We start from the raw sequence: 13,087 nt of genomic DNA, 5'->3' as shown, positions 1-13,087 counted from the left end.
ACGTTGCGGTACATCGAGGACGAGGGCCGGATCGTCTGGAGCGCGAGCGACCTGAAAGCGGCCGCCGAATGCGAGTTCGCGTGGCTGCGCGCCATCGACGCCAAGCTCGGTCGCGTCGCACCCGTCGAAGAGCCGGATGACCCGACGCTGCGTCGCGCGGGTGAGCTCGGCGGCGAGCACGAACGACGCGTCCTCGCCCGGTACCGGGAGCGGTTCGGCGACGGTGTCATCGAGATCCCCGAGACGCGCTCCTCCGACGCCGCGGCGCTCGCCGAGGCGGTGCGGCTCACCGACGCGGCTCTGAACTCCGATGCCGACGTCGTCTATCAGGCGACGTTCGCCACCCACGACTTCGTCGGCTTCGCCGACTTCCTCGTCCGCGACGAGTTCGGCGCGTGGCTCGTGCAGGACACCAAGCTCGCCCGTCACGCCCGCGTCACCGCGCTCATGCAGCTCGCCGCCTATGTCGTCCAGCTCGACCGGCTCGGCATTCCGCGCTCCGACCGCGTCGAACTGCTGCTCGGCGACGGCACCACCAGCAGCCACGAGGTCGACGATCTCCTCCCCGTCTTCCAGCTGCGACGCGACCGCCTGCAGACGCTCATCGCCGACCGTCGCCTCGACCTCGGGATGGCCGGCGACCCGATCGCGTGGGGCGACCCGCGCGGTGACCTCGGTGTGGTCGCCTGCGGCCGCTGCGCGACCTGCGACCTGGAAGTCGTGGCATCCGGCGATCTTCTTCTCGTCGCAGGGATGCGGCCGGTGCAGCGCGAACGCCTCCGCGCGGCCGGCGTCCAGACGATCGACGACCTCGCGCGGCTCGGCACCGCGCCGACGGGGATGAATCCCGACACCATCGCGCTGCTGCGCACCCAGGCGCGGCTGCAGCTCAGCTCGCCTTCCGACATCCCGAACTACGAGGTCGTGCAGCCGCAGGCGCTCGGCGCGCTCCCGCGGCCGAGCCAGGGCGACATCTTCTTCGACTTCGAAGGAGACCCGCTCTACACGGAGGGGGAGGGAACCACCTGGGGGATCGACTACCTCTTCGGCTGGGTGGATCTGCGGGAGCAGTACTCGGCGCTGTGGGCGCATTCGTTCGCCGAGGAGAAGGAGGCGCTCGAGCGCTTCCTCGACATGGTGGCCCTCCGGCGCAAGACCCACCCCGACCTGCACATCTATCATTACGCGCCCTACGAGCCCACGCACCTGCTCGCCATGGCGGCGCGCTACGGCGTGCGTGAGTCCGACGTCGATCAGCTGCTTCGCGACGGCGTCTTCGTCGACCTCTATCCGATCGTGCGGCGGGCCCTCCGCGTCGGCTCGCGCTCGTACTCCATCAAGAAGCTCGAACCGCTCTACATGGGTGACGAGGTGCGCACGAGCGACGTGCAGAAGGGCGACGACTCGATCGTCAAGTACGTGCAGGCCCGAGCGCTTCAGCAGGACGGCCCGGATGCTGCGGCAGAGGCCGCCCGCATCCTGAGCGACCTGGCCGATTACAACCGCTACGACTGCGTCTCGACGCTGCGCCTGCGTGACTGGCTCGTCGACCGCGCCCGTGAGGCGCAGCTGCGCCCCACCCCGAATCCCGATCCCGACGAGCACGCCTACACCCCGTCCGATCGCGCCGACCGGCTGAACGCCCTCGCCGCCCAGCGCGACGCCGACTCGCCGGAGTCGCGCGCGCTCCGCCTCGGCGCGGCCGCGATCGACTATTACCCACGCGAGGCCAAGTCGTTCTGGGCCACCCACTTCCTCCGTCTGCGCGAGCCCGCGTCGGTGTGGGAGGAGACGCGGGATGTCGTCATGCTCGACTCCTCGCGCTGCCACGTCGTCACCGACTGGTATCAGGAGGAGGGAAAGCGGACCCTGCGTCGCCGCCTCGAGCTGCGCGGCGAACTCGCGCCCGGCACACGCATCAGCGAGGGCAGCGACCCGTTCGCGCTCTACGAGCTGCCGGTGTCGTTCCCCTTCGCCGACAAGCCACGCTGGATCCACGCCGATCACCGCGTCACCGTCATCGAGACCCTCGACGACGGCGCGATCGTGGAGGAATTCGCCATCGACGGCGAGACCTGGACCGAGCTGCCGATCGCCCTCACGCCCGCCGCGCCGCCGCGGGCGATGAACCAGCAGACCGCGATCGACGCATGGGCCGACGCCGTCGTCGCCGCGTCGCCCGAGCTTCCGTACGACCCCGCCACCGACATCCTGCTGCGTCGCCCGCCCCGCACGCGTGCCGGAGCGCTGCCGCCGCAGGGCGGCGACGACATCGGCGACATCACCGCCGCCCTTCTCGATCTCGACCGCAGCTACCTCGCGGTGCAGGGACCGCCCGGCACCGGCAAGACCTTCGTCGGCTCGCACGTCATCGCCCGCCTCGTCGCCGAGCACGGCTACAAGGTCGGTGTCGTTGCCCAGTCGCACGCGGTCGTCGAGCACATGCTCGACCGGATCGTGGCCGCGGGCGTGGCCCCGCAGCACGTGGGCAAGGCGTTGAAGAAGCCCGATGACGCGGAGCGGGTGCGGTTCACGCCCATTCCCAAGAACGGAGTCGCAGCCTTCACGGCCGAGCATGCGGCATCCGGATTCGTCGTCGGCGGCACCGCGTGGGACTTCGCCCATGAGGGGCGCATCCCGCGCGGCAGCCTCGATCTCCTCGTCATCGACGAGGCCGGGCAGTTCTCGCTCGCGTCGACGATCGCGGTCTCGCTCGCCTCATCCCGCCTGCTCCTCCTCGGGGACCCGCAACAGCTGCCGCAGGTGAGTCAGGGCACCCACCCCGAGCCGGTCGACACCTCCGCGCTCGGGTGGGTCATGGACGGAGCCGACGTGATCCCGCCCGCCTTCGGCTTCTTCCTCGCCCGGTCGTGGCGGATGCACCCCGCCGTCGCGCGTGCCGTCTCCGATCTGTCGTATCGCGGTGAACTCGCCGCGCAGCCCGCGACGGCCATGCGGGCCCTCCAGGGGATCGCGCCGGGCCTCCACCCGCTGCCGCTTCGTCACCGGGGCAACGCCACCCGGTCGCCGGAGGAGGCGGCGATCGTCGTCGACCTCGTCCGAGACCTCGTCGGGCGGGAGTGGACCGGCATCGACATCGACGACACCGGCGGCGCTGCGCTGACGCCCGCGCGCCCCCTCGTGGCGAAAGACATCATCGTCGTCACCCCGTACAACGCCCAGCAGGTGCTGGTCGAAGAGGCGCTCGCGGCCGCCGGGTTCGACGACGTGCCGGTCGGCACCGTCGACAGGTTCCAGGGACAGGAGGCGGCGGTGGCGATCGTGTCGCTCGCGGCATCCTCCGGGCGTGACGCGCCCCGGGGCCTGGAGTTCCTCCTCCTGCGCAACCGGCTGAACGTCGCCATCTCACGGGCGATGCACACCGCGTACCTCGTCTACTCACCCGGACTCCTCGACGACCTGCCGCGCACCCCCGAGGGCGTCGCGCGCCTGAGCGGTTTCGCGCGCCTCGTCGGTGCCCAGCCGTCCGCATCCGACGCATCGGGCGACGGCGCGGCCGCGCGCAACCCCGTTCAGCCCGCGATGGCCGCCCAATAGACTCGCCAGACGCCACACCATCCCCCCGGCGAGGAGGAACTGCCGCATGTCCGACCAGGTGCCCCGTCAATTCGAGATCGATCTGCCGCCCGACCTGATCGGCGGCAACTACGCCGATTTCGCCAACGTCTGGCACAGCTCGACGGTGTTCGTGATGGATTTCCTCACCCTCGCCCAGCCGCCGCACGACGAGACCGACCCCGAGACGGGGGAGCGTCGCACGGTGGTGCCGGCCCGCGTCGTCAGCCGCATCCGCATCCCTCCGGAGCAGGTGTTCGAGCTCGCCAAAGCCCTCACGCAGCAGCTCGAGTTCTGGGAGCAGGAGACCGGTCGGAAGCCTCCGACCGAGCCTGTCATCCCCGACTGACAGGGTCCGTCCGGCTAGCCATTCGGAGGGCCGATGTCAACCCCCTGAAAACCCGAATCGCCCCCGTCATACGCTTGGATTCGCGCCGCAAGGCGCAGGCGCGGTGTCCGTTCGGCGAGGGGCGGATACCGCGCCACATTCGTCTCAGGGCGCGGGAAATCGCGGCGATGCCCGCACGCGAGACGGGTCGGGCAATCCCGTCAGACGGTGCCGTACAGGCGGTCGCCCGCGTCACCGAGGCCGGGCACGATGTAGCCCTTCTCGTTCAGCCGCTCATCCAGCGCGCCGAGCACGAGGGTGACATCCTTGTCGCCGACCTGACGTTCGATCGCGGCAACCCCTTCGGGTGCGCCGAGCAGGCAGATGGCGGTGACGTCCTGCGCCCCCCGTGTGAAGAGGAACTCGACGGCCGCACCCAGCGACCCGCCGGTCGCGAGCATCGGGTCGAGCACGAAGCACTGCCGGTCGGAGAGGTCGTCGGGCAGACGCTCGGCGTAGGTCGTGGGCTCGAGGGTCTCTTCGTTCCGCACCATGCCGAGAAAGCCCACCTCGGCGGTCGGAAGGAGCTTGACCATGCCCTCGAGCATTCCGAGACCGGCGCGGAGGATCGGCACGACGATCGGGCGCGGCTCGCTGATCTTCACGCCCATCGTCAGAGAGACCGGGGTCTGGATCTCGATGGGATCGACCCTCACCGACCGGGTCGCCTCGTAGGCGAGAAGGGTGACGAGCTCCTCCGTCAGCTGCCGGAACACCGGCGACGAGGTCGTCTTGTCACGCAGCACCGTGAGCTTGTGGGTGATGAGCGGGTGGTCGGCGACGTGGAGGCGCATGGATCCCAGGGTATCCGCTGCGCGGCTGTCGGTCCGTACGCTGGAGGTGTGCAGCCCGACCCCGCCGACGACGTCGCGATGATGCGCGCGCTTGCGCTCGCCGCCGAGGCTGCGGCCGAGAGCGAGGTACCCGTCGGGGCGGTGGTGACGGATGCCACGGGGCACGTCATCGGCGAGGGAAGGAATCTGCGCGAGACCACCGGGGACCCCACCGCTCACGCCGAGGTGGTCGCGCTGCGCGCGGCCGCGTCATCCCGAGGCTCGTGGAATCTCGCGGGCTGCACGCTCGTGGTCACGCTCGAACCGTGCGTGATGTGTGCCGGCGCGGCGCTGCAGTCGCATGTGAGCCGCGTGGTGTTCGGTGCGTGGGACGAGAAGGCCGGCGCGGCCGGGTCGGTGCACGATGTGCTGCGCGACCGGCGACTGCCGGTGCGCGCCGAGGTCGTCGGGGGCGTCCGTGCCGAGGAGGCCGCGGCGCTCCTGCAGGAGTTCTTCGCCGCGCGGCGCTGAATCGCGCGGCTGTCGCTCACCGCGGCAGCGCCGGCAGCACCGCCTCGCCCACGTAGTCGACGTGCGCGACGTCTTGGTTGTCGAGGAACTGGAAGTACACGCGCTCGATGCCGAACGAGCGCCAGCGCTCGATGCGCTCGCCGATCTCGTCGGGCCCGCCGACGAGGTTGACCCCGTCGCGCACCTCGTCGAGCGTCTTCCCGAGCCGGCCCGCGCGGCGTACGACCTCGGCGTCGTCGGCGCCGGCGATCACCGACATCGCCACCGACAGGCGCACGGTCGCGGGGTCGCGGCCGACCCGCTCGCAGGCGGCGTGGAGGTTGCCGAGGCGCTCGGCGATCTGCGCGTCCGTGGGGAAGCCGACGTTGTACTCGCGGGCGAAGCGCGCGACGAGCTCGGGGGTCCGCCGTCGACCGGCGCCGCCGATGATCACGGGCACCGGCTGCTGCACCGGTTTGGGCAGACCAGGGGCATCCACCAATACGTAGTTCTCACCCGCGAAGCTGTAGCTCTGGCCCACCGGAGTCTCCCAGAGCCCGGTGACGATCTGCAGCTGTTCCTCGAGAAGGTCGAATCGGTTCTTGGGGAAGGGGATCCCGTACGCCTCGTGCTCACGCTCGAACCACCCTGCACCGAGCCCGAGCTCGACCCGGCCGCCCGACATCGCGTCGACCTGCGCGACCTGGATGGCGAGCACGCCGGGGTGGCGGAAGGTGACGGGGGAGACCAGGGTGCCCAGGCGGATGCGGCTCGTCTCACGGGCGAGCCCGGCAAGGGTGGTCCAGGCATCGGTGGGCCCGGGCAGGCCCTCGTCTCGCCCGTTCAGGTAGTGGTCGGAGCGGAAGAACCCATGGAACCCGTGGCGCTCGGCGGCCTGGGCGAAGGCGAGCTGGTCGTCGTAGCTCGCACCGAGGTGGGGCTCGGTGAAGACGCAGTACTCCATTGCGTGGCGGCTCGAATGTCGAGACGGTCAGTCGGCCGAGCGGATGACGATCGCCTCGGTGGGCGGCGCATCGGGGCGATCGCCGGTGTAGCCGATCGTCAGGAGCAGGGCGCGACGGAACTCGTCGGGCCGCTCGAGGTGCGGGGCGTGACCGGTGCCCTCGAGTTCGATCTCGGTGACATCGCCCCCGCCTGCCTTGTAGGTCTTCAGCACGTCGCGGGTCTGCGAGATCATCTCCTGGGCGGGGGCGACGTCGGCCCCCGGCCAGCCGGGGACGATCCCGAGGGCGCCGAGGTGGTTGAAATCGTAGAACGACCCGTCGGCGACGATCGCGTCGACGCTGCCGTGGATCCACAGGACCGGCGGCTTGTCGTCGAGGTCGACGATGCCCGAGACGTCGAAGTACTTCGGGGCCATGGTGTTGAGCACCCCGAGGTGTCCCGCGCCGAAGCCCGGCCAGTTCTTGCTCGGCACCGAGTTGCCGGGGTAGTTGCCCTCGGCGGTCGAGGTGGTGAGCATCGACTCGACGAAGACGTCTTCGTGGGGCGTGGTGAAGCCCGGGGCGACGTAGGCGGCGCGGAAGACGCTGCGAGGGGAGGTCTGGGCCGCGTCGCCGGTGTCATGCGAGATGAGGCGTTCGACGAAGTCGGGGTTCGCCCCGCCGCCGCCGCAGCCGGCGTCGTCGCCGGTGAGCCGCGAGCCGTCGCGGCGGGTGCCGCCGAAGCCGTACGGCGAGACGGGGGCCTGAAGGGTCAGGCTCAGCACGGGATGATCGAGGGCGTACTGCATGACCACACCGCCGCCCATCGACCAGCCGACGAAGTGCGCCGTGGGGAGGCCGAGAACCTGCAGGACGGCGAAGATGTCGTCGCTGAAGTCTCGGACACCCCGCGTGGCGTCGACGGGGGTGTGCTCGCTGCCGCCGAAACCCCGCAGGTCGATGGCGATCACGCGCAGATCGCTCGGCAGATCGAGCATGGTGGGCTGCCAGAAGAGTGCCGACGAGACGTTCCCGTGCACCAGGACCACCGTCTTCTGAGGTGTCGTCTCGGGGTCGTCACCGCGGCGTTCGAGGATGTTGATCGCCACGTCGGGCGTGTCGATGATTCGTGAGCTGATGCCGTCGAAGAGCGAATTCGGGGGCGTGATCATCGCAGTCTCCTTCTCGCCCGGGGCGTCCACGCCCCGCCGTCTCGACTATAGCCCGGGGCCTCGGGCGCGTCGGGGTGGGTTCGTAGGATGGCGGGATGACCGACGACTTCACACTGCCGTCCATCGCCGTTCTCGGAGCAGGGTCGATGGGAGGAGCGGTTCTCCGCGGTGTCGCGGCGTCGGCGCTCGCCACGGAAGGGATCATCGCGACCAACCGCTCCCGTGCGAAGGCCGAGGAGCTGGCATCCGTCCCGTCGGTGACGAGTCTCGCCCTCGAGGACGAGCCCGACGCCAACGCCCGGGCGGCGGCGAAGGCCGACATCGTCCTCGTCGGGGTGAAGCCCGCAATGGTGCCCGACCTCCTGCATGAGATCGGCCCGCACCTGCGCCCCGGCACGATCGTGGTGAGCCTCGCGGCCGGGGTGACACTGGCCACGTTCGAGCAGATCCTGGGGACGGATGTCGCCGTGTTCCGCTCCATGCCGAACACACCGGCGCTCGTCGGCAAGGCCGTCACCGGGCTCGCGGCGGGGAACCGGGCGAGCGAGGACGATACCCGCGTCATCCGCCGTCTCTTCGAGACCGTGGGGACCGTGATCGAACTGCCCGAGGAGCAGATCGACGCGCTGTCGACGATCTCGGGGTCGGGGCCGGCGTACGTCTTCCTCCTCATCGAGCAGCTGACGCGCGCGGCGATCGGCAAGGGCTTCGCCGAGGGGGACGCCCGTGTGATGGTCGAGCAGACCTTCGCCGGCGCGACGGCGCTGCTCGCGGCGACCGGGGAAGACCCTGCCGAGTTGCGGCGCCGCGTCACGAGCCCCAAGGGCACCACCGAGCGGGCCGTGGCCGTGCTGCAGGAGGCACGCCTCGACGAGGTGTTCACCCGCGCCACCGACGCCGCGCTCGCGCGGGCGAAGGAGCTCGCCGCCGGCGCGTGAGGGTCCCGCCTCGGCGCGTCATCGCCGCGCTCTGCGGAACGGCGTAGGCTACACAGCCGTGTCGACCCGCGTCACCGCGCCCACCCGCCGTGGCCGCCGGATCCGTCTCCAGCCGCCGCAGGCTGTCGCGCTCGGCTTCGCCGGCGCGATCTTCGCGGGCACCGGACTGCTGGCACTGCCGATCTCGTCAGCACGGGGCGAGTGGACGGACTTCTACGACGCACTGTTCACTGCGACCTCCGCGGTCGCGGTGACCGGGCTCACCGTGGTCGACACCGCGACGCACTGGAGCGGGTTCGGACTGGTGGTGATCATGCTGCTGATCCAGCTCGGCGGTCTCGGCATCATGATCATGGCGACGCTCATCGGCCTGGTACTGGCTCGTCGGGTGAGCGTGCGGTCGCGGTTGAACGCCGCCGCGGAATCCCGCGCCGTCGGCTTCGCCGACGTGCGGACTGCGATCCGCGGGATCGTGCTGATCTCCCTCGCCGTGGAAGCTGTCGTCTTCGTCTTCCTCTTCGCACGCTTCCTCTGGGGGTACGCCTATTCGCCCGGCGAGGCGGCCTGGCACGGGCTGTTCCACGCCGTGTCGTCGTTCAACAACGCCGGCTTCGCGCTGTACACCGACAACCTCATCGGCTTCGCCGCCGACCCGTGGATCTGCCTGCCCATCTGCGCTGCGGTCATCCTCGGTGGTCTGGGGTTCCCCGTGATCATGCAGCTGCGGCGGGAGTGGCGCCGACCCCTGCACTGGAGCATGAACACCCGGATCGTGCTCTGGGCCACCGCGGTGCTCCTCGTCGCGGGATGGATCTTCATCACCGCGCTGGAGTGGTCGAACCCCGACACCCTCGGCGCCTACGATCCGATGTCGCGTCTGCTGATCGGGTTCTTCCACTCGGTCCAGACCCGCACCGCGGGATTCAACTCCGTCGACATCGGCCTGATGCGCGACGAGACCTGGGTCGGCATGGACGTGCTGATGTTTATCGGCGGCGGGCCAGCCGGCACCGCCGGCGGCATCAAGGTGACCACCTTCGCGGTGCTCTTCTTCATCCTGCTCACCGAGCTCCGCGGCGAGGGGGCCGTGAACGTCTTCGGCAAGCGGCTGTCGCGGGCGGTGCACCGGCAGGCGATCGCGGTGGTGCTGATGGCCATCGCCGCGATCATGACGGCCGTCATCGCGCTGATGCTCATCACGGACCTCGATTTCGACCGCGTCCTTTTCGAGGCGGTGTCGGCGTTCGGCACGGTGGGGCTGTCGACGGGCATCACTGGCACGCTGCCACCGGCCGCCGAGGTCATCCTGGTGATCCTGATGTTCCTCGGCCGGATCGGACCGCTCACGCTCGGCACCGCCCTCGCCCTGCGCGAGCGGCGCGTGCTCTACGAACTTCCGAAAGAGAGGCCCGCCATTGGCTAAGTTCTCGCTCTTCAGCGACACGTCCCGGCGCATCGCCGAGGCCGACTCCGTCGCCGTCATCGGCCTCGGCCGCTTCGGCAGCGCTCTGGCTGAGGAGCTCATGCTCACCGGCACCGAGGTGCTCGGCATCGATCGCGACGAAGAGATCGTGCAGTCGTTCAACGGCGTGTTGACCCAGGTGGTGCGCGCGGACGCGACGAAGGAGGAGGTCCTCCGCCAGCTCGCCGTCGACCAGTTCGACCGGGTGGTGGTCTCGATCGGGCACGACATCGAAGCGTCGATCCTCACCGCGTCGCTGCTGCTTCACCTGAAGGTGCCGGTCATCTGGGCCAAAGCCGAGAACGCCCAGCACGGCCGCATCCTCTCCCAGCTCGGCGTGCACCGGGTCGTCTTCCCCGAGAACGACATGGGGCGGCGAGTCGCGCACCTCGTCCGAGGCGCCGCGATGGACTACCTCGAGATCGAGCCGGGGTACGCCCTGGCCAAGATCGCGCCGCCCGCCTTCATCCGCGGGGTGCCGCTGGGGGAGACCTCGATCCGCAAGACGCACGGCATAACCGTGACCGCGTTCAAAAGCGCGGGTCATGAGTGGCAGAACGCCGACGGGCAGACCGTCGTCGGGGACGGCGACGCGATCCTCATCGTCGGACCGACCCAGCGCGTGGAGTCGTTCGCGCAGCTGCGCTGACCGCCGCGCGGATCAACTGGTCTTCGAGCGGTCCATCCACCATTCGACGAACGACCGAGCCCGGCCGTCCTCGGCGAGGTCGATCACCCAGAGGTTGCTGTAGCTCCGGCCACCCGTGTACGCCGTCTCCGCCTGGATGAACGCGCGGTCGCCGTCGATGCCCACCACGTCCCAGGTGAAGGTGAACGAGTCGGGTTCGTCCCGTCGTCGCAGCCATTCGGCGACGATCGCGTCGTGACCGGTGAACGCCGTCGTCCACGGCTCGAACCTCAGCACGGCGTCCTCGGTGAAGAGGGCCCGGATGTCGTCGGGCTCATTCGAGCGCCAGGCGATGAGGTAGCTGTCGATGAAGCGGCGCGCCGCGGCATCCGTCTGCTGTCTGTCGGTCATGCGGGCATTCTGGCCCCACCCCGCGACACCTGCCACCGGGTTGACGAGTCCGGCGCGTGCCTAACTCCTGCAAACCGTGCGCCGCGGCGCCGTTGCAACCGGTTCCACACGGGTTTCAGCCGATTCTTGCGGAGTTCTGCAGGAGTTGGGGACGATCCCCATCAGCGGTCGAGCGCCGCGAACCGCTCGATGTCGGAGTTGGTGCCCGAGACGATGATGAGGTCGTGGTTGGTGACGACCGTGTTGGCCTCGGCGTAGCGGAACGGCTTGCCGGGGCTCTTCACCCCGACGACGGTGACGTTGTACTTGGTGCGCACGCCCGATTCGTTCAGGCCCACGCCGCGGATGAACTTCGGCGGGTACATCTTGGCCAGCACGAAATCGTCGTCGAAGCGGATGAAGTCGAGCATGCGTCCGCTGACGAGGTGGGCGACGCGCTCGCCGGCTTCGCGCTCGGGGTAGATGACGTGGTTCGCGCCGACGCGGGCGAGGATCTTGCCGTGGGACTGCGAGACCGCCTTCGCCCAGATCTGCGGCACCTTCAGGTCGACGAGGTTGGCGGTGATGAGGACGGATGCCTCGATGAGCGACCCGACCGCGACGACGGCGACCTGGAAGTCCTGCGCGCCGATCTGCTTCAGTGCATCGATGTTGCGCGCGTCGGCCTGGACGGTGTGGGTGACCCGGTCCGACCACTTCTGCACGAGCTCGAGGCTCTCGTCGATCGCGAGGACTTCTCGCTCGAGTCGGTCGAGCTCGCCGGCGCAGGCGGCGCCGAAGCGTCCGAGCCCGATGACGAGGACGGGCGCGTCCCCCCTGATGCGATCACCCAACGATCGGCCTTTCCACGGGCAGCGAGTAGAGCTGCGAACGGGATGACGCGGCCACGGCCGCGGCGAGTGTCACTGTACCAATGCGGCCCATGAAGATGGTGAGCGCCTGGACGTACACGGCGGAGTCGGGAAGCTCCATCGTCAGGCCGGTCGACAGGCCCACGGTGCCGAACGCCGAGATGACGTCGAAGAGCACCTCGTCGACCGGTGCCTTGGTGATCTGCGCGATGGTGATCGTCGACAGAGCGACGATCGTCGCGCCCCACGCCACGACCGACAGGGCCACGCGCTGCACGTCGCTGGGGATGCGACGCCCGAAGACCTCGACCGACTGGCGGCCCTTCGCCTCCGACCAGACCGCGAGAGCCAGGACGGCCAAGGTCGTGACCTTGATGCCGCCCGCCGTGGACGCGGAACCTCCGCCGACGAACATGAGCATCGACCCGACCACGAGCGACGAGCCGTTGAGTTCGCCGATGTCGACGACCGAGAACCCGCCGGAGCGTGTCATCGCCGAAAGGAAGAAGGCTTGGAACGTGGTGTCCCAGGCGTCCATCGAGCCGAAGGTTCCGGGGTTGTCGTACTCGAGCGTGAGGAAGGCCGCGGCGCCGGCGACGAACAGCACCGCCGTCGTGATCAGAGTCAGCTTGGTGTGCAGCGACCAGGCCTTGACGTGCCAGACGTTCTTCCAGAGGGCGTAGATGACGGGGAAGCCGATGCTGCCGAGGAAGACCGCGATCATCAGGATCGTCAGCAGGATGTAGTCGTCGGCGAACGGCTCGAGTCCTCCGACGTTGGGGGTGAACCCGGTGTTGGTGAAGGCCATCGCCGCATAGAACGGCGCCTCCCAGAGGGCCTCGAGCGGGCCGACGCCGGCGAACACCAGCGCCGGCCACAGCGCAATCGCGACGGCCGCTTCGATCAGGAGTGTCGAGAGGGCGACGGTGCGCAGCAGCTGGCCGACCTCGCCGAGCCGCACCGCCTGGCCCTCGTTGACGGGTCCGCCGTGGCTGCGGAGCGGGTTGGTGTCGCTGGCGGCGATGAGCTTGGCGCGCAGTCCCAGTCGTTTGGAGATGATCAGGCCGAGGATCGAGGCGAGCGTGAGCACGCCCATGCCGCCGATGTTGACACCGATGAAGATGATCACCAGGCCGAGGGGGGTGAAGGTCGTGGCGATGTCGACAGTGGTCAGACCTGTGACGCAGATCGTCGACACCGCCATGAACAGCGCGTCAGCCAACGACAGCCGCTCGCCGTAGGTCGCCGCGGGCAGGGACAGGAGCGCGGTGAAGACGAGGATCAGCGACGCGAACACCAGCACGGCGAAGCGTGCGGGGGAGGACGTGGTGAGGTTGCGCAGCGCGTCCCAGGCGCGTTCGCCGACGGCGAGGACTCGACGCCACGCCGCACGTGCCTGGCCCGTCGGCATGCGCCGCCCCTTTCGCCGAGAAA

Annotated in this window: 12 protein-coding genes; 6 read left to right on the top strand and 6 right to left on the bottom strand. The window is 69.6% G+C overall.

What is annotated here, in order from left to right:
• Nucleotides 1-3 precede the first annotated feature (3 nt).
• Entirely contained in the window at nt 4-3,558 is a 3,555-nt protein-coding gene (locus DT073_RS14845; protein WP_124294092.1) for a TM0106 family RecB-like putative nuclease, read from the top strand.
• Between the two features lie 46 nt (nt 3,559-3,604).
• Nucleotides 3,605-3,925: a DUF3467 domain-containing protein gene (locus tag DT073_RS14840; protein ID WP_124294091.1), complete on the top strand. Its 321-nt coding sequence runs from the start codon at nt 3,605-3,607 to the stop codon at nt 3,923-3,925.
• A 200-nt stretch (nt 3,926-4,125) separates the two neighbouring features.
• Here the strand turns inward: DT073_RS14840 and upp are convergent, their stop codons facing one another.
• Complete coding sequence (gene upp / locus DT073_RS14835) at nt 4,126-4,758, bottom strand: uracil phosphoribosyltransferase (RefSeq protein ID WP_124294090.1); 633 nt, start codon at nt 4,756-4,758, stop codon at nt 4,126-4,128.
• Between the two features lie 78 nt (nt 4,759-4,836).
• Here upp and DT073_RS14830 point away from each other — a divergent pair, with 78 nt between their 5' ends.
• Nucleotides 4,837-5,268, top strand: coding sequence for a nucleoside deaminase (locus DT073_RS14830; RefSeq protein WP_124294553.1), 432 nt, complete (start codon nt 4,837-4,839; stop codon nt 5,266-5,268).
• A 16-nt stretch (nt 5,269-5,284) separates the two neighbouring features.
• Here DT073_RS14830 and DT073_RS14825 read toward each other — a convergent pair whose 3' ends face one another.
• Nucleotides 5,285-6,211 (bottom strand): LLM class F420-dependent oxidoreductase, encoded by a 927-nt coding sequence (locus tag DT073_RS14825; RefSeq protein WP_124294089.1) that lies wholly within the window; start codon nt 6,209-6,211, stop codon nt 5,285-5,287.
• 27 nt (nt 6,212-6,238) lie between these two features.
• Nucleotides 6,239-7,363: an alpha/beta fold hydrolase gene (locus DT073_RS14820; protein WP_124294088.1), complete on the bottom strand. Its 1,125-nt coding sequence runs from the start codon at nt 7,361-7,363 to the stop codon at nt 6,239-6,241.
• Between the two features lie 95 nt (nt 7,364-7,458).
• Between DT073_RS14820 and proC the strand changes: the two genes are divergently transcribed.
• From proC to DT073_RS14805, 3 genes are read left to right on the top strand one after another with little or no spacing between them, the layout of a single operon-like run.
• Entirely contained in the window at nt 7,459-8,301 is an 843-nt protein-coding gene (gene proC, locus DT073_RS14815) for a pyrroline-5-carboxylate reductase (protein ID WP_124294087.1), read from the top strand.
• Nucleotides 8,302-8,359: 58 nt separating this feature from the next.
• Complete coding sequence (locus DT073_RS14810; protein ID WP_124294086.1) at nt 8,360-9,724, top strand: TrkH family potassium uptake protein; 1,365 nt, start codon at nt 8,360-8,362, stop codon at nt 9,722-9,724.
• Nucleotides 9,717-10,412 (top strand): potassium channel family protein, encoded by a 696-nt coding sequence (locus tag DT073_RS14805; protein ID WP_205782952.1) that lies wholly within the window; start codon nt 9,717-9,719, stop codon nt 10,410-10,412. The genes DT073_RS14810 and DT073_RS14805 overlap by 8 nt, the downstream gene beginning before the upstream one ends.
• A gap of 12 nt (nt 10,413-10,424) precedes the next feature.
• Here DT073_RS14805 and DT073_RS14800 read toward each other — a convergent pair whose 3' ends face one another.
• From DT073_RS14800 to DT073_RS14790, 3 genes are all read right to left on the bottom strand, one after another.
• Nucleotides 10,425-10,802 (bottom strand): nuclear transport factor 2 family protein, encoded by a 378-nt coding sequence (locus DT073_RS14800; RefSeq protein WP_124294085.1) that lies wholly within the window; start codon nt 10,800-10,802, stop codon nt 10,425-10,427.
• 161 nt (nt 10,803-10,963) lie between these two features.
• A complete protein-coding gene (locus tag DT073_RS14795; protein WP_124294084.1) occupies nt 10,964-11,635 on the bottom strand; it encodes a potassium channel family protein in 672 nt (223 codons plus the stop codon).
• Nucleotides 11,628-13,064 (bottom strand): TrkH family potassium uptake protein, encoded by a 1,437-nt coding sequence (locus DT073_RS14790; RefSeq protein ID WP_124294083.1) that lies wholly within the window; start codon nt 13,062-13,064, stop codon nt 11,628-11,630. The genes DT073_RS14795 and DT073_RS14790 overlap by 8 nt, the downstream gene beginning before the upstream one ends.
• Between the last annotated feature and the right edge of the window lie 23 nt (nt 13,065-13,087).

It is taken from the genome of Microbacterium sp. ABRD28 (assembly GCF_003850245.1).
GTDB lineage: Bacteria > Actinomycetota > Actinomycetes > Actinomycetales > Microbacteriaceae > Microbacterium.
The sequence above is the reverse complement of the archived record's forward strand: the minus strand, read 5'-3'. Positions and strand labels throughout refer to the sequence as shown.